The 22,454-nt window shown below is 68.7% G+C and carries 23 protein-coding genes; 9 read left to right on the top strand and 14 right to left on the bottom strand.

The window, feature by feature from the left end:
* Positions 1-11: 11 nt before the first annotated feature.
* From G6N07_RS14455 to G6N07_RS14445, 3 genes are all read right to left on the bottom strand, one after another.
* Positions 12-1,202: a lipid-transfer protein gene (locus G6N07_RS14455; RefSeq protein WP_085192754.1), complete on the bottom strand. Its 1,191-nt coding sequence runs from the start codon at positions 1,200-1,202 to the stop codon at positions 12-14.
* Between the two features lie 215 nt (positions 1,203-1,417).
* Positions 1,418-2,083 carry an MOSC domain-containing protein gene (locus G6N07_RS14450; RefSeq protein ID WP_085192755.1) on the bottom strand — a complete coding sequence of 222 codons (666 nt, stop codon included), beginning with the start codon at positions 2,081-2,083 and terminating at the stop codon, positions 1,418-1,420.
* A gap of 36 nt (positions 2,084-2,119) precedes the next feature.
* The gene (locus G6N07_RS14445; RefSeq protein ID WP_404822137.1) at positions 2,120-2,404 is read right to left on the bottom strand and encodes an AI-2E family transporter; all 285 of its coding nucleotides are present in this window, start codon (positions 2,402-2,404) and stop codon (positions 2,120-2,122) included.
* Here G6N07_RS14445 and G6N07_RS14440 point away from each other — a divergent pair.
* Positions 2,396-2,596: a hypothetical protein gene (locus G6N07_RS14440; RefSeq protein ID WP_163784013.1), complete on the top strand. Its 201-nt coding sequence runs from the start codon at positions 2,396-2,398 to the stop codon at positions 2,594-2,596. The genes G6N07_RS14445 and G6N07_RS14440 overlap by 9 nt on opposite strands.
* A 31-nt stretch (positions 2,597-2,627) precedes the next feature.
* Here the strand turns inward: G6N07_RS14440 and G6N07_RS14435 are convergent, their stop codons facing one another.
* The 5 genes from G6N07_RS14435 to G6N07_RS14415 all read right to left on the bottom strand — a co-directional run bounded on the left by G6N07_RS14435 (position 2,628) and on the right by G6N07_RS14415 (position 7,823).
* Entirely contained in the window at positions 2,628-3,674 is a 1,047-nt protein-coding gene (locus tag G6N07_RS14435) for a patatin-like phospholipase family protein (RefSeq protein ID WP_085192757.1), read from the bottom strand.
* Positions 3,675-3,736: 62 nt separating this feature from the next.
* Positions 3,737-4,195 carry a lipoprotein LpqV gene (lpqV, locus tag G6N07_RS14430; protein WP_085192758.1) on the bottom strand — a complete coding sequence of 153 codons (459 nt, stop codon included), beginning with the start codon at positions 4,193-4,195 and terminating at the stop codon, positions 3,737-3,739.
* A 100-nt stretch (positions 4,196-4,295) separates the two neighbouring features.
* Positions 4,296-5,993: an alpha/beta hydrolase gene (locus G6N07_RS14425; protein ID WP_085192759.1), complete on the bottom strand. Its 1,698-nt coding sequence runs from the start codon at positions 5,991-5,993 to the stop codon at positions 4,296-4,298.
* 9 nt (positions 5,994-6,002) lie between these two features.
* Positions 6,003-6,776: an enoyl-CoA hydratase gene (locus G6N07_RS14420; RefSeq protein ID WP_085192760.1), complete on the bottom strand. Its 774-nt coding sequence runs from the start codon at positions 6,774-6,776 to the stop codon at positions 6,003-6,005.
* A gap of 9 nt (positions 6,777-6,785) precedes the next feature.
* Positions 6,786-7,823 carry an enoyl-CoA hydratase/isomerase family protein gene (locus G6N07_RS14415; protein WP_085192761.1) on the bottom strand — a complete coding sequence of 346 codons (1,038 nt, stop codon included), beginning with the start codon at positions 7,821-7,823 and terminating at the stop codon, positions 6,786-6,788.
* Positions 7,824-7,989: 166 nt separating this feature from the next.
* Between G6N07_RS14415 and G6N07_RS14410 the strand changes: the two genes are divergently transcribed.
* Positions 7,990-8,838 carry a Bax inhibitor-1/YccA family protein gene (locus tag G6N07_RS14410; protein ID WP_085192762.1) on the top strand — a complete coding sequence of 283 codons (849 nt, stop codon included), beginning with the start codon at positions 7,990-7,992 and terminating at the stop codon, positions 8,836-8,838.
* Between the two features lie 92 nt (positions 8,839-8,930).
* On the opposite strand, the gene G6N07_RS14405 is transcribed toward G6N07_RS14410, so the two are convergent.
* Together G6N07_RS14405 and G6N07_RS14400 are read right to left on the bottom strand one after the other, a co-directional pair.
* Positions 8,931-10,148: an acetyl-CoA C-acetyltransferase gene (locus G6N07_RS14405; protein ID WP_085192763.1), complete on the bottom strand. Its 1,218-nt coding sequence runs from the start codon at positions 10,146-10,148 to the stop codon at positions 8,931-8,933.
* 31 nt (positions 10,149-10,179) lie between these two features.
* Entirely contained in the window at positions 10,180-11,130 is a 951-nt protein-coding gene (locus G6N07_RS14400) for an SGNH/GDSL hydrolase family protein (protein ID WP_085192764.1), read from the bottom strand.
* A 180-nt stretch (positions 11,131-11,310) separates the two neighbouring features.
* On the opposite strand from G6N07_RS14400, the gene G6N07_RS14395 reads away from it, so the two are divergent.
* From G6N07_RS14395 to G6N07_RS14385, 3 genes are all read left to right on the top strand, one after another.
* Entirely contained in the window at positions 11,311-12,363 is a 1,053-nt protein-coding gene (locus G6N07_RS14395; RefSeq protein ID WP_085192769.1) for an alpha/beta hydrolase, read from the top strand.
* 52 nt (positions 12,364-12,415) lie between these two features.
* A complete protein-coding gene (locus G6N07_RS14390) occupies positions 12,416-13,810 on the top strand; it encodes a cystathionine beta-synthase (protein WP_085192765.1) in 1,395 nt (464 codons plus the stop codon).
* 114 nt (positions 13,811-13,924) lie between these two features.
* Positions 13,925-14,878 (top strand): DUF2189 domain-containing protein, encoded by a 954-nt coding sequence (locus tag G6N07_RS14385; RefSeq protein WP_163784210.1) that lies wholly within the window; start codon positions 13,925-13,927, stop codon positions 14,876-14,878.
* Between the two features lie 6 nt (positions 14,879-14,884).
* Here the strand turns inward: G6N07_RS14385 and G6N07_RS14380 are convergent, their stop codons facing one another.
* On the bottom strand, positions 14,885-16,066 hold the full coding sequence (locus G6N07_RS14380; protein ID WP_099050251.1) for an acyl-CoA dehydrogenase family protein: 1,182 nt from the start codon (positions 16,064-16,066) through the stop codon (positions 14,885-14,887).
* A 42-nt stretch (positions 16,067-16,108) separates the two neighbouring features.
* Here G6N07_RS14380 and G6N07_RS14375 point away from each other — a divergent pair, with 42 nt between their 5' ends.
* Positions 16,109-17,263, top strand: a complete 1,155-nt coding sequence (locus G6N07_RS14375) for a cystathionine gamma-synthase (protein ID WP_085191708.1) — start codon at positions 16,109-16,111, stop codon at positions 17,261-17,263.
* Here the strand turns inward: G6N07_RS14375 and G6N07_RS14370 are convergent.
* From G6N07_RS14370 to G6N07_RS14360, 3 genes are all read right to left on the bottom strand, one after another.
* A complete protein-coding gene (locus tag G6N07_RS14370) occupies positions 17,255-17,917 on the bottom strand; it encodes a GOLPH3/VPS74 family protein (protein WP_085191710.1) in 663 nt (220 codons plus the stop codon). The genes G6N07_RS14375 and G6N07_RS14370 overlap by 9 nt on opposite strands.
* A 6-nt stretch (positions 17,918-17,923) precedes the next feature.
* Complete coding sequence (gene greA, locus G6N07_RS14365; protein WP_085191711.1) at positions 17,924-18,418, bottom strand: transcription elongation factor GreA; 495 nt, start codon at positions 18,416-18,418, stop codon at positions 17,924-17,926.
* Between the two features lie 251 nt (positions 18,419-18,669).
* Entirely contained in the window at positions 18,670-19,092 is a 423-nt protein-coding gene (locus G6N07_RS14360; RefSeq protein ID WP_085191713.1) for a DUF4307 domain-containing protein, read from the bottom strand.
* A 171-nt stretch (positions 19,093-19,263) separates the two neighbouring features.
* Here G6N07_RS14360 and mca point away from each other — a divergent pair, with 171 nt between their 5' ends.
* Genes mca through G6N07_RS14345 form a run of 3 tightly spaced genes read left to right on the top strand, consistent with a single transcriptional unit; the run spans position 19,264 to position 22,446 of the window.
* A complete protein-coding gene (mca, locus tag G6N07_RS14355) occupies positions 19,264-20,136 on the top strand; it encodes a mycothiol conjugate amidase Mca (RefSeq protein ID WP_085191715.1) in 873 nt (290 codons plus the stop codon).
* Positions 20,133-20,453, top strand: coding sequence for a hypothetical protein (locus tag G6N07_RS14350; RefSeq protein ID WP_085191716.1), 321 nt, complete (start codon positions 20,133-20,135; stop codon positions 20,451-20,453). Before mca ends, G6N07_RS14350 begins: the two co-directional genes overlap by 4 nt.
* Positions 20,437-22,446: a thioredoxin domain-containing protein gene (locus G6N07_RS14345; RefSeq protein ID WP_085191718.1), complete on the top strand. Its 2,010-nt coding sequence runs from the start codon at positions 20,437-20,439 to the stop codon at positions 22,444-22,446. The genes G6N07_RS14350 and G6N07_RS14345 overlap by 17 nt, the downstream gene beginning before the upstream one ends.
* Positions 22,447-22,454: the final 8 nt, after the last annotated feature.

Below are 22,454 nucleotides of genomic sequence, written 5' to 3'. Positions count from 1 at the left end.
GGACGGCAGTGTCAGCGGTTGGCCCGCTGGTATGCGGTGACCACCGCCGCACCCCCCAACCCGATGTTGTGCTGCAGCGCCGCGTTGACGTCGTCGACCTGACGCGCGTCGGCGGTCCCCCGCAGCTGCCAGGTCAACTCCGCGCACTGCGCCAGACCGGTCGCGCCGAGTGGGTGGCCCTTGGAGATCAGGCCGCCCGACGGGTTGACCACCCACCGCCCGCCGTAGGTGGTGTCGTCGTTGTCGATCAGTTTGGGCGCCTCACCCTCGCCGCACAGGCCCAACGCCTCGTACAGCAGGAGTTCGTTGGCCGAGAAGCAGTCGTGCAGTTCGATGACCTGAAAGTCGGCGGGGCCCAGGCCCGACTGCTCGTAGACCTGTTGCGCGGCTTTGACGTTCATGTCGTAGCCGATGAGGTTCTTGGCGCTGCCGTCGAACGTGCTGGTGAAATCCGTGGTCATCGCCTGGCCGACGATCTCGACGGCGCGCTCGGCGAGGCCGTGCTTGTCGACGAACGCCTCGCTGGCCACGATCGCCGCACCGGAACCGTCGGAAGTGGGCGAACATTGCAGCTTGGTAATCGGGTCGGAGATCATCCGCGAGCCCAGGATATCGTCGAGGGTGTACGCGTCCTGGAACTGGGCGTACGGGTTGTTGACCGAATGCTTGTGGTTCTTGAAGCCGATCTTCGCGAAATGCTCGGCAGTCGAACCGTGCTGACGCATGTGTTCGCGCCCAGCCGCACCGAACATCCATGGGGCCACCGGCATCGCGAACTCGTCGATCTCTGCCATCGCCTTGACGTGGCGGCCCAGCGGCGACTCCCGGTCGCTCGCCCCGCCGCCCAGCGATCCGGGCTGCATCTTCTCGAAGCCCAGGGCGATGGCGCAGTCGGCCAACCCGCCGCGGATGGTCTGCGCGGCAAGGTACAGCGCCGTCGACCCGGTCGAGCAGTTGTTGTTGACGTTGACCACCGGGATGCCGGTCATGCCGAGTTCGTAGAGGGCGCGCTGGCCCGACGTCGAGTCACCCGAGCAGTACCCGACGAAGCCGTGCTCCACTTCGGAGTAGTCGATGCCGGCGTCGGCGAGCGCGTTGGTGCCCGACTCCTTGGCCATCTGCGGGTAGTCCCAGCCCTCCCGGCGGCCGGGCTTCTCGAACTTCGTCATCCCTACGCCGACGACGAACACCTTCTGTGGCATGTGCGCACCTTCTCTGAATCGGCGAGCGTGCGTATTCGTACGCCCAATATCGGCGTATTGCGTACGGACCCGCACGTTGCGCCGAATCGAGTAGAACGTATTGCAGTTCGGGGGTCAAGAGGCGTGACACCACGGAGAAGGCGCTGTGGGGGTCCGATGCAGAAGTCGGCGGTGGGAACCTCCCGGCAAGCAACTGCGCCGTCGTCCCTTGTGGATCAGGCCTGCTTCGCGCTGCGTTCGCGCGCCATCTTGGTGATGTCGTGGGGCAGGGCGTCGATGCCGAGTAACCGCGGGAGCAGGTCGGGTTCCCGGGTGATCGCGCGGAACACGAATCCGACAGTGATGCCGTGGTCGGGGCGGTGGAGCACCGTCACCTCGTCGCCGGCCCGCACCATGCCGGGACGGATCACCCGGAGATAGGCGCCGGGCACGGCGGCCGCGGTGAACGTCTTGATGAGGTCGGGGATCTCGAGGAACGCCGCGAAGGTCCGGCACGGGGTGCGCGGTGCGGTCACCTCGAGCAGCAGACCTCCGGTGCCCACCTGCCACCGCTCACCGATGTGAGCACCGGTGACGTCGACGCCGCAGGTGCTGAAGTTCTCCCCGAAGTTGCCGTTGGCCAGCGGCCGGTGCAGCTTGGTCTGCCACTGGTCGAGATCCTCGCGCGCGTAGGCATAGACCGCCTGATCGTCGCCGCCGTGCAGCTTCTTGTTGCCGATGACGTCGTCGGTCAGACCGCTGCCGAGGCCGCTGCGCATCGGGCCGGGCGCCCGCACCGTGACCGCGTCGCCGGTGGGCACCTTGTCGATGCCGGTGAGCCCGGTGGTCTTGGCGGGGTTGGGACGTGGCCGGGCGATGTTGACGGAGAGGACGCGTGACACCGGTCCAGGGTAAAACCCGTGGGCCGGGTGCACCGGTCAACCGTGGATGCCCTCCCGGTCCGGTTCGGCGGCCTTGCTGCTCAGCAGCACGTCCGACCACCGGGCGGCCGGGTCGACGTCCACCAGCAGCGTCTTGGCGAGCAGGGTCAACGGGATCGCCAGCAGCGCACCGAACGCGCCGAGCACCCAGCCCCAGAAGATCAGCGCGGCCATCGCCAGCGTTACCGACAGGCCGGCGCTGTCCCCGACGACCTTCGGTTGGATCACCGTTTGCACCACGAAGTTGATGGCGCACCATACACCATGAGCAGCGTGAGACACACCGCGGCCCACGAAGGCGAGCCTCGGCGGCGCAACCACTCCTGCATCGGATGGGCGGCGATCACGAGCATCAGCGCGAAGAACGCCGGCCCGAGGATGCTCGCCGACGCCTTCATCCCCGCAATTACCACGACGCCGCCTGGCACACTGCGGCCTGTCAGCACCCGCACATTCGTGGTGGCCGGCGGGTAGGCCGGCGAGCTCGCCGCGTTCCTCGGCCGAGTCACGGCGCCGGCAGCGGCGAGAACCCCGACTTCTCGTACTGGTCGAGCACCTCTTCGGCCACCGACCGGCCCGCCTCGACGACCTCGGCCGCCCGGTGGAAGTCCAGGCTGCGACTGACCGACCGCGGAACCTCGATCAGCAGGTCGGGCGGGTAGGCGGCCAGCGTGTGGCGGGCGAGCGCGGCCTGCGCGATGTCGATGGTGCGGTTCATTACCTCGAAGCTGCCCAGTTTGGGCACCGAGGCTTCCCGGGCTGCGTCGACGAGTTGTTCGGCGCTGCTGTCACCGTCGGCCGGTTCCCCGGCTTCGGCGGCCGCGCGCGCGTCGTCTTCACCGACCGTGCCGAAACGGTTGATCATGGACTGCACCGCGGGCGTGTCCAACACCGCACGTGCCGATTTCGAATCCAGCAGCGCAGAGGTGCTGCGCAGCAGACGGTTCAGCCAGTCGGCGCTGGGATTGACGCCAGCGTAGTCCGGTCCGGCACGGCCACCGGATTCGCTGCCGCCGAGGCTCACCGCGATCGTCACATCGGCGTTGACCGCGGCGACCGGGGCCATCGGCAGCGGGTCGAGAATCCCGCCGTCGGCGAGCAATCGGCCGTCGAGCACGTGCGGGGTGATGACGCCGGGGATGGCGATCGAGGCGCGGATGGCGGCATCGACGGGCCCTCGCTGCAACCACACCGACCGGCCGGCGATCAGATCGGTGGCGACCGCGGTGAAGGGCACCGGCAGATCCTCGATGCAGACGTCGCCGAGGACATCGCGGACCGCGTCGAGGATCTTTTCGGCCCGCAGCACCCCGGCCGCGGTGATCGACGGGTCCAGCAAGCGCAGCACCGCCCGCTGCGTCAGCGATTTCGCCCACTCGGTGTACTCGTCGAGCTTGCCCGCCGCCTGAAGGCCGCCGACCAGCGCGCCCATCGACGACCCCGCGATACCCACGATCTCGTAGCCACGGGCGCGTAGTTCATCGATGACGCCGATGTGCGCGTACCCGCGGGCACCCCCGCTGCCGAGCACCAGGGCGACACGCTTGCTCATGGCGTCATTGTGCGCCCGCCGCCGACCACGGGTCCCCGCCGGAGCCGGGTCAGCGCGTAGTGTCAGCCGCAGAGCTGGTCCGCGGCGGCCTCGACGGCGACGATGACCGCGGCTTGCCGGGCCGGCTCCAGCTGGGACCACGGCGTGCCGAAGGTGCCCGGCCCCGCCGAGTCGCTGCGCTGCAGCTCCGCGAGATACGGCTCGACCTTCGTCTTCGGATCGCCGCCGCGTTCGGTGATCCAGATGCGGGCGGCGTTACAGGCCTGGAAGTATTCTTCTTCGGTCGACTCCGCGGGCGCCCCCACCGCTGTGGTGACTCCGTCCGGCGACGTGCCGACCGTGCCGGGCGCCGCGGTGCGGGCCGCCGTGGTGGTCGCCGTCGTATTCGAGGTCGTGTCCGAGGTCGCGGCCGGCGACTCCGTGGGCGCAGGGGCACTTTCGCCACCGGAGGAACAGCCGGCGAGCGCGGTGGCAGCCGAGAGGGCAAGGGTGGCCAGGGGGACGGCGGGGTACCTGCGCATACCCGCAATCTATGCAACAGCGGCCACCGTGATGGAGCCGACCGCGGTTCTGGATGTTGTCGGGTCTACGCCCACCCCTGCCCCTGCCGACGCGCCCGCTTTAGCTCTTCTCGTCGGCGTGCAGCAGAGGGCGCAGCCGCCCGGTCTTCTCCGGCGTCCAGCCGGGCGGCTGCAGAACCGCCGCCCAGCCGTTGGCAACGTCCTTCACGTAGCGGTGACCGTGGCCGTCGGGGACGTCGACCGCGACCGCCATATCCGCCGACACCTGCAGGAATGTCACCACCGGTATCCACTTCATCCGGGCCGTGCGGCCGTAACCCGGAGGCTCCCTCAGCCAGTCCGGGCGGGCGAACAACAAGTCGGGATTCCACCAGGCGATCGGGTCGGAAGCGTGCTGCAGGTACACCACCCGTGGTGTGCCCCAGGGGTCTTGGGGTCGCTCGAGGTCGTCGGGGCGGGCGGCGAAGCGGACGTTCTCACCGTCGTCGTAGATCGGCAGCCACTCCGGTGATCCGGGATCACGTTGGCGGGTGAGCTCGGTCCAGATGGTGTTGTTGAAGGTCGGTCCGGAGAACAGCGCTCCGTCGGTGCGCGCGATCAGGTTGTTGAGCGCCAGGAACGGCGCCTCGCCCCCGAAGGATCCCAGGCTCTCACCGAAGACGACGAGACGGGGCCGCTGCGCCTCGGGCCGCTCGCGGATCAATTCGTCAACCGCCTCGAACAACGCCTGTCCGGCCTGTCGGGCATTCTCCTTGTCGACGAGGAACGACAGCCAGCTGGGCAGGAACGAGTACTGCATCGACACGATCGCGGTGTCGCCGTTGAACATGTACTCCAGCGCAGAGGCCTCGGCCTCGTTGATCCACCCTGTGCCGGTGGTGGTGGCGACGGCGATCACCGAACGGTTCAGGCCGCCGGTGCGCAGGAGCTCCTGGGCGGCCAGAGTTGCGGTGGCCCGGATGCCGTCCGCTGAATTGAGCCCGGCGTAGACGCGGATCGGTTCGATCGCGGGTGCCCCGTTGAAGGCGCTCAGTTCGGCGACCGTCGGACCGCCCGAGACGAAGATGCGGCCCTGATGGCCCAGCGACTCCCAGCTCACCAGTGACTGCGGACCGCCCGAACGCAGTGCGCTGGCCGGGGCGGGGGTGTCCGGGTCGGTCTCGTCGTTGACGGTCTCGAACGTGTTGTTGATCGCGCTCATCGCCCCGCGGACCACGACACCGTTCAACAGTGCGATGGTCAGCGCCACCAGCAGGGCGACCACGATGACAGCCGAGACCCGCGGTGGGGCAACACGATCGAGCTGGCGCACCAGGAACCGGACCAGTCTCCCGATCTGCTGGCCCACCTCGACGAGCGCGAACAGCACGACGATCGCCAGCGCCGCGGTGAGCGGGTACGCCCAGAACCCCATCCTCGGCACGCCCATCGCGTCGCGGACTTGGCCCTGCCAGACGTGGAAGTACACGATCATCAGCACCTGGCCGACGACGCCGACCACGACCAGCACCAGCCATGCCCACCGCGGCGCCGGTGGACTGGTGCCCTTGGAGAGCATGTAGCGCACGAGCCAGACCGCGAACACGCCGATCCCATACCCGGCGGCACCGGCCCCGCCGCTGACCAGGCCCTGGAAAAGGGGGCCGCGCGGCAACAGTGACGGGGTGAGGGAGAACCATAGGAACACCAGCCCGACGGCAGTGCCGAAGAACGTGTAGTGGCGCAGCCACCACGCCCGCTGCTGTGGTCGCCGTTCCTGCGGCAGCGCCTGCTCGGTGACCTCCGCGGTATCGCTCACCAGAGCAGATTAGCGATGGGTGAAGTTGGCGGGGCGCTTCTCGCTGAACGCCGCCATACCTTCCTTCTGGTCCTCCGTCGCGAAAGTGGAATGAAAGAGCCGGCGCTCGTAGAGCAGGCCCTCGGTCAGCGTTGATTCGAAGGCACGGTCGACCGCTTCCTTGGCCATCCGGGATGCGTTGCGCGACATCGCAGCAATCGTCGCGGCGACCTCGTTGGCCTCGTCGAGCAGCCGGTCAGCGGGCACCACCCGCGATACCAGACCGCTGCGCTCGGCCTCCTCGGCGCCGATCGTGCGGCCGGTCAGGATCAGGTCCATCGCCTTGGCCTTGCCGATGGCGCGGGTGAGACGCTGGGAACCACCCATACCCGGCAGCACGCCGAGTTTGATCTCGGGCTGCCCGAACTTCGCGGTGTCGGCGGCGATGAGGATGTCGCACATCATCGCCAGCTCACACCCACCGCCGAGCGCGTAGCCGGCGACGGCGGCGATGGTGGGGGTGCGAGTGGCGGCGAATCTGCCCCAGAGCGCGAAGAAGTCGGAGGTGAACACCTCGGCGAAGGACAGCCCCGCCATCTCCTTGATGTCGGCGCCCGCCGCGAAGGCCTTTTCGCTGCCGGTGATGACGATGGCGCCGATCCTCTCGTCCGCATCGAATTCGGCTGCGGCCGTGGTGACTTCGACCATCACCCGCGAGTTGAGCGCGTTGAGGGCCTTGGGTCGGTTCAACATGATCGTGCCGACGCGGCCGTCGCGGGTGACGAGGATGGTCTCGTAATCCATGACTACTCCTTAGGGGAACGTGAGTTCGGGGTCGGCGGGTACGAAGTAGGCGTCGACGTCCGCGGCGGTGACCTCCGAGACCGACTGGTGCGACCACTTCGGGTTGCGATCCTTGTCGACGAGTTGGGCGCGGATGCCCTCGACGAAGTCGTGGGAACGCAGCGATGCACATGAGACGCGGTATTCGTCGCGGAGCACGTCTTCCAGTGTGTCCAGTCGGGCCGCCCGGCGGACGGATTCCAGCGCGACGGCCAGCGCGACGGGGGAGCGCGAAGCGATGAGGTCGGCGGCGTCGTTCGCCGGGCCGGCGTCGTGACCGCGCAGGGCGGCGACGATGTCTGCGACGGTGTCACCCGCGTAGCACTCGTCGATCCAGTCACGTTGGGACAGCAGTGCACTCGCGGGTGGCTCGACCGCGTGGGCGGCCAGCGCCGCAGCGACACCGTCGGCGATGACCGCGGCCTTGAAGTCGTCCAGCGTGTCCTGCGGCACGAAGTGGTCGGCGAAGCCCATGGCGATCGCGTCGGCACCGGAGAACGGGGCGCCGGTCAGGGCGGCGTGGAGACCGAGGCGCCCGGGGGCACGGGAGAGCAAGTAGGTGCCGCCGACGTCCGGGATGAAGCCGATGCCCACCTCGGGCATACCCATCTTCGTGGTATCGGTGACCACACGCACGTCGCCGTGCGCGCTGACGCCGACGCCACCGCCCATGACGATGCCGTCCATCACGGCCACATACGGTTTGGGATAGCGGCCGATGTAGGAGTTGAGCTGATACTCGTCGTACCAGAACCGCCGCGCGTCCTCGCCGCCGGCTTTGGCGCTGTGGTAAAGCGCGATCACGTCGCCACCGGCGCACAGGCCGCGTTCACCCGTACCGGAGAGCAGCACGGCGTGCACACCGTCGTCCTTTTCCCAGGCGCGCAACGCGTTCGCCAGCGTGGTCACCATGCCGTGGGTCAGCGAGTTGATCGCCTTCGGCCGGTTCAGGGTGAGGAGTCCAACGCCGTTCTCAACAGAAACTAGGACATCCCCGTTTTGCGCCACGGGAAGCAATGTAGATCGTCGCCCGCAGCCCGCGCGCGACGGGTAAGGTCTTGCTCGACGTCCTGGGAAGTTCCCGTGAGATGTTGTTCGATTTCGGGAACTCACGCCGGACCGTCGATCGTTGACCGTGTGTTCGTCATCGAACCACCTACGAGAGGACCCGACGGTGCGCGAGAGCAGCAACCCGGTATTCCGCTCCCTGCCGAAGACGCAGGGCGGATACGCGACATTCGGTACCGGAGCCGCCGGCTACGGTACCCAGCAGGTACAGGCTGAGCCGTATACGACCCGGTACCCGGAGCAGACCGGCGTCGCCCGGCCGATGACCATCGACGACGTCGTCACGAAGACCGGCATCACGCTGGCCGTGCTGTCGGCCGTCGCCGTCGTCTCCTACTTCCTGGTCGGGATGAACCCGGGGCTGGCCGCCCCGCTGACCATGATCGGCGCCATCGGCGGCCTGGTGATGGTTCTGATCGCGACCTTCGGCCGCAAGCAGGACAACCCCGCCATCGTGCTGACCTACGCGGGCCTTGAGGGCCTGTTTTTGGGCGCGATCTCGTGGTTGTTCGGCAATGTCGTCGTCGCGGGCGGCAGCGCGGGCGCGCTGATCACCCAGGCGGTGCTCGCCACGCTGGGCGTGTTCTTCGGCATGCTCGTCGTCTACAAGACCGGCGCCATCCGCGTCACGCCGAAGTTCACTCGCATGATCGTCGCCGGCTTGTTCGGCGTGCTGGTGCTGATGCTCGGCAACTTGGTGCTCGCGATGTTCGGTGTGGGCGGCGGCGAAGGCATGGGCCTGCGCAGCGGTGGAACCATCGCGATCATCTTCTCGCTCGTCTGCATCGGCCTCGCTGCGTTCAGCTTCCTGCTCGACTTCGACGCCGCCGACCAGATGATCCGTGCCGGTGCGCCCGAGAAGGCCGCCTGGGGCGTCGCCCTCGGCCTGACCGTCACGCTGGTCTGGCTGTACATCGAGATCCTGCGGCTGCTGAGTTACTTCCAGAACGACTAGCAGCCCTCTAGGGAAGCCCGGCACCGGCGGTGCCGGGCTTTCTGCTGTGCAGGCCCTGTTCCCCGGAAGGGAAGGTTCCCCGGAAGGGAAGGCTAGGAAAGCCGCTCGATGATCATCGCCATGCCCTGTCCACCACCCACACACATCGTCTCCAGACCGAACTGCTTGTCGTGGGTCTGCAGGTTGTTCAGCAGCGTCGCGGTGATGCGGGCGCCGGTCATTCCGAACGGATGCCCCAGCGCGATTGCGCCGCCGGACACGTTGAGCTTGTCCTCGTCCATGCCCAGCTCCCGCGCGGACCCCAGCACCTGGACGGCGAACGCCTCGTTGATCTCGTAGAGGTCGATGTCGCCGATGCCCATCCCGGCGTTGGCCAGCGCCCTCTTCGACGCCTCGATCGGACCGAGCCCCATGATTTCGGGCGACAACCCCGACACCCCGGTCGCGACGATGCGGGCCAGCGGGGTCAGCCCGAGCTGACCGGCCTTCTCGTCGCTCATGATGACCACCGCGGCGGCGCCGTCGTTCAGCGGGCACGCATTGCCCGCCGTGATCGTGCCGTTGGGCCGGAAGACCGGTTTGAGCTGGCTGATCTTCTCGTACGTGGTGCCAGCTCGCGGACCGTCGTCCTTGGACACGACCGTGCCGTCCGGCAACGTCACCGGCGAGATCTCGCGCTCGAAGAAGCCGCTGTTGATGGCCTCCTCGGCACGGTTCTGCGACCGCACCCCCCAGTGGTCCTGGTCCTCTCGGCTGATGCCGGTGTAGAGTGCGACGTTCTCGGCGGTCTGGCCCATCGCGATGTAGACGTCCGGCAGGTTGCCGTCCTCGCGCGGGTCGTGCCACTCGTCGCCACCGGTGGCGGCCTGGTTGGACCGTTCCGCAGCCTCGGCGAACATCGGGTTCATGGTGTCGGGCCAGCCGTCGGCGCTGCCCTTCGCGAAGCGCGACACCGTCTCCACACCCGCCGAGATGAACGCGTGGCCCTCGCCGGCCTTGATCGCGTGGAACGCCATCCGGGAGGTCTGCAGAGACGACGAGCAGTACCGGTTCACGGTGGCGCCCGGCATGAAGTCGTAGCCCAGCGCAACGGCCACCGTGCGGCCGATGTTGAAGCCGGACTCGCCGGCGGGCTGGCCGCAGCCCATGATCAGGTCGTCGATGTCGTGCGGGTCGAGCGAGGGGACCTTGTCCAGCGCTGCGCGCACCATTTGGGCGGCGAGGTCGTCGGGCCGCATGTCGACCAGCGACCCCTTGTTGGCGCGGCCGATCGGCGAACGCGCGGTCGAGACGATGACGGCTTCAGGCATGACGGCTCCTCGTTCGGGTGACACGGAGAAACTAGCGTGCCGACGCGATCACCGGCGCGGGCACCCCGGTGGTCCGACGCCACAACCGGGTGATCCCACCGACCTTGGCCAGCAGCGTGCTGACATCGGCGGCGCGGGTCCGCAGCGCCTGCTGGGAGGCGCCCTGGGGACTCTGCTCGCCGAGCGCCTCGCACAGCGCAGGCAGCAGCTGGCTGGCAGCCAGCGCGTACCCCGCCGCCGACGGGTGGAACATGTCCTCGGAGAACAGCACGTCGGGCTGCTTGTAGAAGTGCGGCGCGAGTAGGTCTGAGAAGGGCACCGGCACACCGCCTGCGGCGCGCACCGCCGACGCCTGCGCCCGCGCCAGGCGCAGTCCCAGCGTCCGGGCGACCGTGCGTAGGGGTTGCGGAATCGCGGTGATCACCCCGAAGTCCGGGCAGGTGCCGACGACGACGACGGCGCCACTCGACCGCAGGCGGGCGACGGCCTTACCCACCCTGCGGGCCGACTGCGGGATGCCGTTGAGGGCGGTGATGTCGTTGGCACCGATCATGATGACCGCGGTGTCCGGCGGCGGGCCGGCCACGAACATCGCGTCGATCTGACCGGCCAGCCCCTTGGACGTGGCCCCGACGATCGCCTTGGTGCTCAGCCGGATCCGCTTCCCGGACTGCTCGGCGAGTCCACGCGCGATGAGCACGCCGGGCACTTCGTCGGCGGTGCGGCAGCCGTAGCCGGTCGCAGTGGAGTCGCCGAAGATCATCAGGTGCAGGTCGAACGGGTCGCCGCGATGCCAGCGCTCGACGGCGCCGCCGCCGGGGGAGTAGACGCCGTCTGCGCGCGGCGGGACGTCCCAGGCCTTCGGGATGACCTGACGGGCCTGTTCGGCCTGGCCGGTCAGCAGATTGCGCACCCCGACATAGGCCGAACCCGTCGATGCGAGTGTGGCCGCCGCTGCCAGGGCACCGCGTGATGTTCGCACAAGAGTATTTTACGGACGCTCGGCGGGCCAGATTCGACAGTGATCACGGTGCGGTATCAAACCCGGAACGAATTTTGTTTGAACACTTGTAGTATCGGTTAAACGTGCGAAGCTGGGTTACGGAGATCGGCTCAGTAGCTGAGCACCTAAACTACAGCGACGTAGAAGGTGGTGGTGGCGATGACGGCACCGATGAGGGTCCCCAGCTCTTCGTTTGCTGGCCTCCGAGTAGGCAATGCCCGCAGGTGGCGGCGCTTTCCCGGCAGTGACGGCGCACCCGTCGAGGTCGTCGAGGACGGGCCCAGTATCGGCGGTCGGGTGATGGCCCTGGCCGCGCTGATGACCATCAAGCCGGCGCTGTCGATCGGTAGCCGCGCTCCCAAGTTGCCCTGGCCATGGGGTGCGTTGGACTTCGCTGGCCGCATCCTCCGTCCGGTCCCGGGCACCGTCCGCGCCACCATCGCACTGCAGAACTGCACCGCTCAGCTGGTCCGCGCACCGGGCGTGCTCCCGGCCGACGGCAAACGCAGCGTCATTCTGTATCTGCACGGTGGAGCGTTTTTGACCTGCGGGGTGAACTCGCACAGCCGGCTGGTCACGGCACTGTCGAAGTTCGCTGACAGCCCGGCGCTGATCGTCAACTACCGGATGATCCCGGAGCATTCGGTGGGTCAGGCCCTCGACGACTGCTACGACGGCTACCAGTGGCTGCGCCGCAAGGGTTACGAGCCCGACCAGATCGTGCTGGCCGGCGATTCCGCCGGCGGCTACCTGGCGCTGGCGCTCGCCGAGCGGTTGCAGCTCGAGGATGAGACGCCTGCCGCGGTGGTCGCCATGTCGCCGCTGTTCGAGCTGGACAACGAGGCCCGCGCCGACCACCCGAACGTCCGCAGCGACGCGATGTTCCCGCAGCGCGCCTTCCACGCACTCGTGGAGCTCATCGAGCACGCCGCCGGCAAGCACCTCGTCGACGGCCGCCCGGAACCGGTGTACGAGCCGCTCGACCACATCGAACCCGGGCTGCCGCGGACGCTGATCCACGTATCCGGCTCCGAGGTGCTGATCAGCGATGCGCGAAAGGCCGCGCGGCTGCTGGCGGCCGCCGGCGTGCCGGTCGAGATCCGCGTGTGGCCGGGGCAGATACACGTCTTCCAGCTGTGGTCGCCGTTGGTGTCGGAGGCGCAGCGCTCGCTGCGCCAGATCGGCGAGTACATCCGCGAGGCCACCTGGTAGACCGGCCGGAGGCCGACTGGATGCAGTGTTTCGGGCCTGAGACGATGGACACATGCGTATCGCCAGGCACGTCAGTGACCTCATCGGCAACACCCCCCTGGTACAGCTGAATTCGGTGGTCCCTGCGGGTGCGGGCACCGTCGCGGCCAAGATCGAATACCTCAACCCCGGCGGCAGCTCCAAGGACCGCATCGCGGTCAAGATGATCGACGCCGCCGAGGCCAGCGGTGAGCTGAAGCCCGGCGGCACCATCGTCGAACCCACCTCGGGCAACACCGGTGTCGGGCTGGCGCTGGTCGCCCAGCAGCGCGGCTACAAGTGCATCTTCGTCTGCCCCGACAAGGTCAGCGAGGACAAGCGCAACGTGCTGCGCGCCTATGGCGCGGACGTCGTGGTATGCCCGACGGCGGTCGCCCCGAGCGACCCGGACAGCTACTACAGCGTCTCCAACCGGCTGGTCACCGAGATCGAGGGTGCCTGGAAGCCCGACCAGTACTCCAACCCGATGGGGCCGGAGTCGCACTACGAGACCACCGGGCCGGAGATCTGGCGCGACACCGACGGCAAGGTCACCCACTTCGTGGCCGGCGTGGGAACCGGCGGCACCATCACCGGCGCCGGGCGGTACCTCAAGGAGGTGTCCGACGGCAAGGTCAGGGTCATCGGCGCCGACCCCGAGGGTTCGGTGTACTCCGGCGGCACCGGCAGGCCGTACCTGGTCGAGGGCGTCGGAGAGGACTTTTGGCCCTCGGCCTACGACCCCGCGGTGCCGGACGAGATCATCGCCGTCTCGGACGCAGACTCGTTCGACATGACGCGGCGGCTGGCCCGCGAAGAGGGGCTGCTGGTCGGCGGCTCGTGCGGGATGGCTGTGGTGGCCGCCATCGAGGTCGCCCAGAAAGCGGGCCCGGACGCGTTGGTGGTGGTACTGCTGCCCGACGGCGGCCGCGGCTACCTGTCGAAGATCTTCAACGACGCGTGGATGTCGTCCTACGGCTTCCTGCGCAACCGGCTCGACGGGTCGATCGAACAGCCCACCGTCGGCGATGTGTTGCGCCGCAAGTCCGGTGCGCTGCCGGACCTGGTGCACACCCATCCGTCGGAGACCGTGCGCGACGCGATCGGCATCCTGCGCGAGTACGGCGTCTCGCAGATGCCCGTCGTCGGCGCCGAACCGCCGGTGATGGCGGGTGAGGTTGCGGGCAGCGTCTCCGAACGCGAACTGCTTTCGGCGGTGTTCGAGGGCCGCGCGAAGCTGGCCGATGCGGTAGCCGAACACATGAGCCCGCCCATGCCGCTGGTCGGTGCCGGCGAGTTGGTCACCACTGCTGCCAAGACCCTGCGCGAGTGCGATGCGCTGATGGTGGTCGAGGACGGTAAGCCGGTCGGTGTGCTGACCCGTCACGACCTGCTGGGCTTCCTGTCGGATGGCGGCACACGCCGTTAGCGTGGGCGAACTAGGCCCTGCCTTCTGCCGGGGTGATGAATTCCCTGCGACGGCCGTGAACTCCGGTACTGTTAGCTCGCTCGTTCCCAGCTGACCGCACATCGGAGAGCGTCCATGACCGACCAACCGCCCCCGCCGCCCGGTGGTTACCCGCCCCCGCCGCCCGGTGGTTACCCGCCGCCCCCGCCGCCCGGTGGATACCCACCCCCGCCGCCCGGTGGTTACCCGCCGCCCCCGCCGCCGCAGGGCGGGTATCCGCCACCGCCGCCGCAGGGCGGGTATCCGCCGCCGCAGGGAAATTACCCCCCGGACGGCTATCCCCCTGGCCCCCAAGGCGGTTACCCGTCTGCCAACTTCGGGCCCGGTGGGTACAGCGTCGGCGACGCGTTCTCGTGGGCGTGGAACAAGTTCAGCAAGAACGCCGTCCCACTCATCGTCGCCACACTGGCGTACGGAGTCATCGTCATCGCGATCCAGGCGCTGACCAATGCGCTGTCGGCGGCAGTGGATCCGGGTGATTCCACCAACTCCATGTCCGATGGCAGCGGCTTCGCGTTCTCCTACAGCGTCGACAGCCCTGCCGGCGTCATCGTCGCGTTCATCGGTTGGCTGGTCTCGCTCGTGGTCGCCGCCGCGGTGCAGTCCGCATACCTCGGCGGCGTGCTCGACATCGCCGACGGTCGGGAGGTCTCGATAGGGTCCTTCTTCCGCCCACGCAACATCGGCGGCGTCATCGTCGCGGGCCTGATCGTGGGCGTCATCACCACGGTCGGCCTCTTGCTGTGCGTCATCCCCGGCCTGATCGCGAGCATCATGCTGATGTTCACGGTGGTCAGCCTCATCGACCGCAACATCGCGCCGCTCGACGCCGTCAAGACCAGTTTCAACATCAGCAAGGCGCATTTCGGAAACGTCTTCCTGGCCTGGCTGGTGATGGTCGTCACCGTGTTCGTCGGGGCACTGCTCTGCGGCGTCGGCCTGCTCGTGGCCGCCCCCGTCGCCACACTGATCCTCGTCTACACCTACCGCGTCCTCACCGGCGGTCAGGTCGCGCCGAAGCAGCAGTAGCCAAGGTCATCCACGGAAGGCGCTGATACCGGTCAGCGCCTGCCCGATGACCATCTGGTGCACCTCGGAGGTGCCCTCGTAGGTCAGCACCGACTCCAGGTTGTTGGCGTGCCGCAGCACCGGATACTCGAGCGTGATCCCGTTGGCGCCGAGCAGCGTGCGGCACTGACGCGCGATCGCCAGCGCCTCGCGGACGTTGTTGAGCTTGCCGAAGCTGACCTGGTCGGGACGGATCCGGCCCTCGTCCTTGAGCCGGCCGAGGTGCAGCGCGAGCAATTGCGCCTTGCCCAGTTCGACGGCCATGTCGGCGATCTTGGCCTGGGTCAGCTGGTAGGCCGCCAGCGGTTTGTCGAACACCTCGCGGCTGCCGACGTAGTCCAGCGTCGTCTCCAGGCAGTCCCGGGCCGCGCCGACACTGCCGAACACGATGCCGAACCGGGCCTCCGACAGACACGCCAGCGGCCCGGCCAGGCCACGCGCTTCGGGAAGCTGAGCCTCGGCCGGAAGCCGGACGTCGTCGAGGTGGAGTTCCGAGGTGTTCGAGGCCCGCAGGGACAGTTTGTGTTTCATCTCCAGGCCGGAGAATCCCGCGGTGCCGGCGGGGACGACGAAACCCAGGATGCCCTCCGCTGAACTGTCTTGGCTACGCGCCCAGACCACCGCGACGTCGGCGACCGAACCGTTGGTGATCCACATCTTCGACCCGTTGAGGATCCAGTCCGAGCCGTCGCGTCGTGCGGTGGTGCGCATCCCCGCGGGATTGGACCCGAAGTCCGGTTCGGTCAGACCGAAGCAACCGATCACGTCACCGGTGGCCATCGCGGGCAGCCACTGCTTGCGCTGCTCCTCACTGCCGTGCTGGTGGATGGCGAACATCGCCAGCGAACCCTGCACCGAGACCATGCTGCGCAGCCCGCTGTCGACCGCCTCGAGTTCCTGGCACACCAGCCCGTACGCGGTGGCCGTCGAACCACCGCAGCCGTACCCCTGCAGGTGCATGCCGAGCAGACCCAGCTTGCCGAACTCCGAAGCCAGTTCGCGCACCGGCACCTCACCCGCCTCGAACCACTCGCCGACGTGGGGGCGCAGGCGCTGCTCACCGAAGTGACGCACGGTCTGACGCAGCTCCCGTTCCTCAGGGGCCAGCATCGCGTCGGTGTCCAGCAGATCGTCGATATGTACGGTCATGAACCCATGTCTACACCGCGTTTCGATACGCTCGACGGTGTTATGACCGAACAGCGCAACGCCCACGGACTGGCGACCAAAGCGATCCACGCCGGGTACGCCCCCGACCCTCGCACCGGTGCGGTGAACACGCCCATCTACGCCAGCTCCACCTTCGCCCAGGACGGCGTCGGCGGCCTACGAGGTGGCTTCGAGTACGCCCGCACCGGCAACCCGACGCGCCAATCACTCGAGTCGGCGTTGGCGGCAGTGGAGGAAGCAGCCTACGGCCGCGCCTTCGCCTCCGGGATGGCCGCCACCGACTGTGCGCTGCGCGCCGTCCTGCGTCCGGGCGACCACCTGGTCATACCCGACGACGCCTACGGCGGAACCTTCCGGCTGATCGACAAGGTGTTCTCCCAGTGGGGCGTCACCTACACCGCGGTGGCGCTGTCAGACCTCGACGCGGTGGGCGCGGCGATCACGCCGCAGACCCGCATGGTGTGGGTGGAGACGCCGACCAACCCGTTGCTGTCGATCGCCGACATCTCCGACATCGCCGGCATCGCGTCCGGCGCGGGCCTCAAAGTCTTGGTGGACAACACTTTCGCCTCACCGGCGTTGCAGCAGCCGTTGACACTCGGCGCTGACATCGTGCTGCACTCCACCACGAAGTACATCGGCGGACACTCCGACGTCGTCGGTGGCGCACTGCTGACCAACGACGAGGAACTCGACTCGGCGTTCGCGTTCCTCCAGAATGGGTCGGGCGCCGTCCCCGGCCCGTTCGACGCATACCTCACCCTGCGCGGACTCAAGACGCTGGTGGTGCGAATGCAGCGGCACAGCGAGAACGCCGCGGCGGTCGCCGAATTCCTCGACTCCCACCCGGCGATCGAATCGGTGCGCTATCCCGGTCTGCCCAGCCACCCCGGACACGAGGTGGCCGCCAAGCAGATGGCCGGATTCGGCGGCATGGTGTCGGTGCGGTTGCGCGGCGGCCCCCAGGCTGCGCGGGACTTCTGCTCGCGCACAAGGCTTTTCATTCTCGCCGAATCGCTCGGCGGGGTGGAGTCGCTGATCGAGCACCCGGGGGCGATGACGCATGCTTCCACCGCCGGTTCGCAGCTGGAGGTGCCCGAGGATCTGGTGCGGTTGTCCGTCGGCATCGAGGATCGTGCCGACCTGATCGCCGACCTGGAGCAGGCGCTAGGCTAACGCGGCGCGTATCGCCGCGGCGGTGACGGCGAGGTTCACCTCGGCCAGCCCCGTCGGTGATTCGTCGACCCAGCTGCCGAGCGAGATCTCCCCGGCCCTGCCGTGCACCCATCGCCAACCCCGGTCGTTGAGGCTGAGCAGCGCACCCAACCCGTCCACCGCATGCAGCAGCGTGATGACCGCCGCGGTGGAAGGGGTCGGTGGGGTGCGGTCGAACAGCGCCGAGAGCACCTGCGAGCGTGAGTGCGCCGCCCGGTCGCGGTTGGCCACCGGCCATCCGTAGTTCTGGCCGATCCGCTTACCGGGAAGCTCCACCCGCCCGATCTGACCGGTGTCCGCGAGGTGGGCGAGCAGCGCTGCCTCGGTGTGCCCGCGAAGTTTGTCGATCGCCGACAGCGGACGCAGGGCTCGCCGCTGCAGCAGCCGGAAGGCCGGTTCGGCGACCGGGTCGAGGGGACCGCGACGCCTCAGCGCGACGAGTCGTCCTGCCGGCGCGGGGTCACCGTCGACAGCCGGCCGGATGAGGCAGGCGTGTGCGAGGTCGAGCAGCACCGCGGCGGCGAGTACCCGCTCGCGACGAGGATTGTCCAGGCACGGCTGAGCGGACGCGTTGTCCAGCAGCAGCAGCAACAACTCTTCGGCGATGCGCGCCATGGACGGTCAGGAGTGGTACGGCTCCGCGCTGACGAGGGTGACTTCGACGGTGCTGCCGCTGGGGACGGTGTAGGTGCGCGTCTCGCCCACCTTGGCGTCGATCAGCGCGGCGCCGAGCGGCGACGCGGGGGAGTACACCTCGAGCTTGCCGTCGTTGACGGCCTGCTCACGGGTGCCGATCAGGAATGTCTCGGTGTCGTTCTCGTCACCGTCGTAATAGACCTTCACCACGGACCCGGGCAGCGCGACGCCCGACTGCTCGGGTGCCTCGCCGACCTTGGCGTTGTTGAGCAGCTCCTGCAGCTGACGGATGCGCGCCTCTTCCTGGCCCTGCTGCTCTCGGGCGGCGTGGTAACCGCCGTTCTCGCGGAGGTCGCCCTCCTCGCGACGGTCGTTGATCTCGGCGGCGATGACGGGGCGGTTGGCAATCAGCTGGTCCAGCTCCGCCTTCAGCCGGTCGTATGACTCCTGGGTCAACCACGTGACCTGAGTGTCAGTCATGTCCTTCGCGCTCCTGTCGTCGTTTCTCGCGCCGTGTTCCCGTAGGAAGTCTTGTTGAGGTCGAGGGCCGGGCGCGGGTGGCGTGTATCGCTGCGGCCCCCTGCTCGTGCGTTGCCCGGGGCACGAAGATGCGTGCAAATGCAGCAATACACGGCCCCAGCCGGAACCGTGTACCAGTCGATCGTACCACCGACGCGACAGCGGACGTTCACGATTTCGCTGTCAGCCGTTCGCCGCGCGGCCGGGCCGGGCTAGGGCGCCACCAGGTAGGGCGGGACGTCGAGTCCGCACCCGTACACGTCGCCGACCGCAGGTGGCCTGCTGGCCTCGACAACGGTGGTGACCTGCACTGTCGCCTGCTCTGAGGGGGGAACGAGGATCTCTCGGCGGCCGGTCTCGCTGCCGTCCCTGGAGCGGGCCCGCACGATGCACACCGCGGGTTGCGACGGGTGCTGCCGAGTGACGCTGAGCGTCACCTCGACGGTCCGGTCGTCGATGAGCCGATAGGCGCCCAGCTCGCCCTCGACGTCCTGGGGGCCCAACCTCTGGGCGGCCACGATCGCCACGACCACCCCGGCGACCACGACTCCCGCGGCCAGGACGGCGACCACCAGTCGACGCGTCCGGCGCGATACCCGCTGCCGCCCGTAACGGGCGGCGGGACGTTCGATCATGCGTTTGGGGTGCCCGTCGGTCGGTCGGCTCTGTCAGGACTGAGACTATAGAGCGCAACGGGTGCGATCCGAAGACGAGCCCGGGCAGGAAACGGACGGGGACCGGCCCGGGGCATAGTCGCGACGAACCCGGGGCATAGTCGCGACGAAGTCGTAGTTAGATGAGATGAGATGAGTGAACTGCGCTTGATGGCGGTGCATGCGCACCCCGACGACGAGTCGAGCAAGGGTGCCGCCACCATGGCCAAATACGCCGACGCCGGCGCCCGGGTGATGGTGGTGACGCTCACCGGCGGTGAGCGCGGCGACATCCTGAACCCGGCGATGGACATCCCCGAGGTACGCGGGCGGATGGCCGAGATCCGGCGGGACGAGATGGCCAAGGCGGCCGAGATCCTTGGCGTCGAACACCGGTGGCTGGGGTTCGTCGACTCCGGTCTTCCCGAGGGTGATCCGCCGCCGCGGCTGCCCGAAGGCTGCTTCGCCCTGGCGCCGCTGGAGGAGTCCACCGAAGCGCTGGTGCGGGTGATACGGGAGTTCAAACCACACGTCATGACCACTTATGACGAGACGGGCGGCTATCCGCACCCCGATCACATCCGCTGCCATGGGGTGTCGGTGGCCGCCTACGAGGCGGCCGGCGATTACCGCCGGTATCCCGACGCGGGTGAGCCGTGGAACGTGTCGAAGCTGTACTACATCCACGGGTTCCTGCGGGATCGTATGCAGCTGCTGCAGGACGAGTTCGCCAAGCACGGGCTCGAAGGGCCCTACGCCAAGTGGTTGGAGCACTGGGACCCCGACCGGGACCTCTTCGCCAAGCGGGTGACCACCCGGGTGGAGTGCGCCAAGTACTTCCCGCAGCGGGACGATGCGTTGCGCGCGCACGCCACCCAGATCGACCCGAACAGCTTCTTCTTCGCGGCGCCGATGGAGTGGCAGGAACGGCTGTGGCCGACGGAGGAATTCGAACTGGCCCGCTCCCGCGTCCCGGTCACCCTGCCCGAGACCGACTTGTTCGAAGGTGTCGAGGTGGACCGATGATCGAGACCGTGCTGCTCGCGACGGTGTGGCTCGCCCAGGAGCAGCCCCGCGAGACCGGCCCGGACTTCGGTAAGGCCAGCCCGTTCGGTCTGCTCATCGTCGCGGTCCTGCTGGTCGCGGCCTTCCTGCTGGTGTGGTCGATGAACCGCCACCTCAAGCGGCTGCCGGAGTCGTTCGACCCGGAGCATCCCGAGCCCGATCAGGCCGTGGACGACGGCACCGTCGACCTCGGCACCGTCGACCTCGGCACCGCCCCTGGCACCGACTCCGGCGCCGTGGCCGAGAACCGGAAACCACCGCGTGAGTCCGGGGGCTAACGAGCTCGCCGGGGCCACCAGCCCCTACCTGCGCCAGCACGCCGACAACCCGGTGCACTGGCGCCAGTGGACTCCCGCCGCGCTGGCCGAGGCCGCCGAGCGCGACGTGCCGATCCTGCTGTCGATCGGCTACGCGGCCTGCCACTGGTGTCACGTCATGGCCCACGAATCGTTCGAGGACCCCGACGTCGCGGCCGCCGCGAACGCGGACTTCGTGTGCATCAAGGTCGACCGCGAGGAGCGGCCGGATCTTGACTCGGTGTACATGAACGCCACCGTCGCGCTCACCGGCCAGGGCGGTTGGCCGATGACATGCTTCCTCACCCCCGACGGCCGGCCGTTCTTCTGCGGCACCTACTACCCGAAGCCCGACTTCCTGCAGTTGCTGGCCGCCGTCGCGGCGACCTGGCGTCAGCGTCGCGGCGAGGTCGAGGAGGCCTCCGAGCGCATCGCCGGCGAACTGCGGACCATGGCAGCCGGGCTGCCGGCGGCCGGGTCACCGGTGCGGCCCGAGCTCTGCGATGCCGCGGTCGCCGCCGTGCTGGGCGACGAGGACACCGTGCGCGGCGGATTCGTGTCCGGTCCTCACGCCGCGCCGAAGTTCCCGCCGTCGGCACTGCTGGAGGCGCTGCTGCGCCACCACGAGCGCACCGGCTCGTCGGAGTCGCTCGGCGCCGTCGAGCGCACGGCGACGGCGATGGCCCGTGGCGGCATCTACGACCAGCTCGCCGGCGGCTTCGCGCGCTACAGCGTGGACGCCGAGTGGGTGGTGCCGCACTTCGAGAAGATGCTCTACGACAACGCGCTGCTGCTGCGCGCATACGCGCACTGGGCGCGCCGCACCGGCGACCCGCTCGCACACCGGGTGGCCGGTGAGACGGCCCGGTTCATCATCGACGACCTGGGTGCCGACGCGATGTTCACCTCGTCGCTCGACGCTGACGCCGCCGGCGTGGAAGGCCTCACCTACGCATGGACGCCCGCCCAGCTGCGCGACGTGCTCGGCGCGGAGGACGGGGATTGGGCTGCAGCTCTTTTCGCCGTGACAGAGGGCGGGACGTTCGAGCACGGGACGTCGGTTCTGCAGTTGCCCGCCGATCCCGACGACCATGCCCGCTACGAGCGGGTGCGGACCGCGCTACGGGCCGCGCGATCGACGCGTCCGCAACCCGGCCGCGACGACAAGGTCGTCACCGCGTGGAACGGGCTGGCGATCACTGCGCTCGTCGAAGCCGCCGTCGCTCTCGACGACACCGAACTGCTCGAGGCGGCAGCGCAATCCGCGCAGGCGATCGTCGGCCTGCACATCGTCGACGGCCGGCTGCGGCGGGCCAGCCTCGGTGGAAAGGTGGGGCAGAGCGCGGCGATCCTCGAGGACCATGCCGCGCTGGCCACCGGACTGCTCACCCTGCATCAGGCGACCGGTGAAGGGTCCTGGCTGCAGACCGGTCTGCACCTGGCCGACGTGGCGCTCGCTCATTTCGCCGACCCGCAGCGAGACGGGCACTGGTTCGACACCGCCGACGACGCCGAGCAGCTCGTGCTGCGGCCCGCGGATCCCTTCGACGGCGCCACACCGTCGGGTGCCTCGCTGATCGCGGAGGCACTGCAGCTGGCCGCCCACCTGGCACCGGCCGCGACGGCCGGGCGGTACACCGCGGCCGCGGACGCCACGTTGGCCACGGCCGCGCTGATCCTCGACCGGGCGCCCCGCTCCGGTGGACACTGGCTGGCGGTGGCCGAGGCCGCCGTCCGCGGACCGATCCAGATCGCGGTGGCGTGCGAACCGGCGCACTCCGAATTGCTGCGCGCCGCACGGGTACTGGCACCCGGCGGGGCGATCGTGGTGGGCGGCCCTGTCGACTCGTCGGAATTGCTGCTCGACCGCGACCGGGTGGGCGGCGCAGACGCCGCCTACGTGTGCCGCGGCCGGGTGTGCGATCTGCCGGTGACCACCAGCCGGGAACTCGCCGCGGCGCTCGCGCGCCGGTAGGCCTACTG

Source organism: Mycolicibacterium doricum, from assembly GCF_010728155.1.
Classification (GTDB): domain Bacteria; phylum Actinomycetota; class Actinomycetes; order Mycobacteriales; family Mycobacteriaceae; genus Mycobacterium; species Mycobacterium doricum.
This window is presented reverse-complemented; position numbering and strand designations above follow the sequence as displayed.

What these genes read in the sequence shown, in the direction of transcription:
- G6N07_RS14370 (WP_085191710.1), bottom strand. Translation starts at nt 17,917, where the DNA reads ATGGCGCGCATCGCCGAAGAGTTGTTGCTGCTGCTGCTGGACAACGCG.
- G6N07_RS14390 (WP_085192765.1), top strand. Translation starts at nt 12,416, where the DNA reads ATGCGTATCGCCAGGCACGTCAGTGACCTCATCGGCAACACCCCCCTG.
- G6N07_RS14420 (WP_085192760.1), bottom strand. Translation starts at nt 6,776, where the DNA reads ATGGATTACGAGACCATCCTCGTCACCCGCGACGGCCGCGTCGGCACG.
- G6N07_RS14395 (WP_085192769.1), top strand. Translation starts at nt 11,311, where the DNA reads ATGACGGCACCGATGAGGGTCCCCAGCTCTTCGTTTGCTGGCCTCCGA.
- G6N07_RS14350 (WP_085191716.1), top strand. Translation starts at nt 20,133, where the DNA reads ATGATCGAGACCGTGCTGCTCGCGACGGTGTGGCTCGCCCAGGAGCAG.
- G6N07_RS14385 (WP_163784210.1), top strand. Translation starts at nt 13,925, where the DNA reads ATGACCGACCAACCGCCCCCGCCGCCCGGTGGTTACCCGCCCCCGCCG.
- G6N07_RS14435 (WP_085192757.1), bottom strand. Translation starts at nt 3,674, where the DNA reads ATGAGCAAGCGTGTCGCCCTGGTGCTCGGCAGCGGGGGTGCCCGCGGG.
- G6N07_RS14455 (WP_085192754.1), bottom strand. Translation starts at nt 1,202, where the DNA reads ATGCCACAGAAGGTGTTCGTCGTCGGCGTAGGGATGACGAAGTTCGAG.
- greA (WP_085191711.1), bottom strand. Translation starts at nt 18,418, where the DNA reads ATGACTGACACTCAGGTCACGTGGTTGACCCAGGAGTCATACGACCGG.
- G6N07_RS14375 (WP_085191708.1), top strand. Translation starts at nt 16,109, where the DNA reads ATGACCGAACAGCGCAACGCCCACGGACTGGCGACCAAAGCGATCCAC.
- G6N07_RS14405 (WP_085192763.1), bottom strand. Translation starts at nt 10,148, where the DNA reads ATGCCTGAAGCCGTCATCGTCTCGACCGCGCGTTCGCCGATCGGCCGC.
- G6N07_RS14360 (WP_085191713.1), bottom strand. Translation starts at nt 19,092, where the DNA reads ATGATCGAACGTCCCGCCGCCCGTTACGGGCGGCAGCGGGTATCGCGC.
- G6N07_RS14380 (WP_099050251.1), bottom strand. Translation starts at nt 16,066, where the DNA reads ATGACCGTACATATCGACGATCTGCTGGACACCGACGCGATGCTGGCC.
- lpqV (WP_085192758.1), bottom strand. Translation starts at nt 4,195, where the DNA reads ATGCGCAGGTACCCCGCCGTCCCCCTGGCCACCCTTGCCCTCTCGGCT.
- mca (WP_085191715.1), top strand. Translation starts at nt 19,264, where the DNA reads ATGAGTGAACTGCGCTTGATGGCGGTGCATGCGCACCCCGACGACGAG.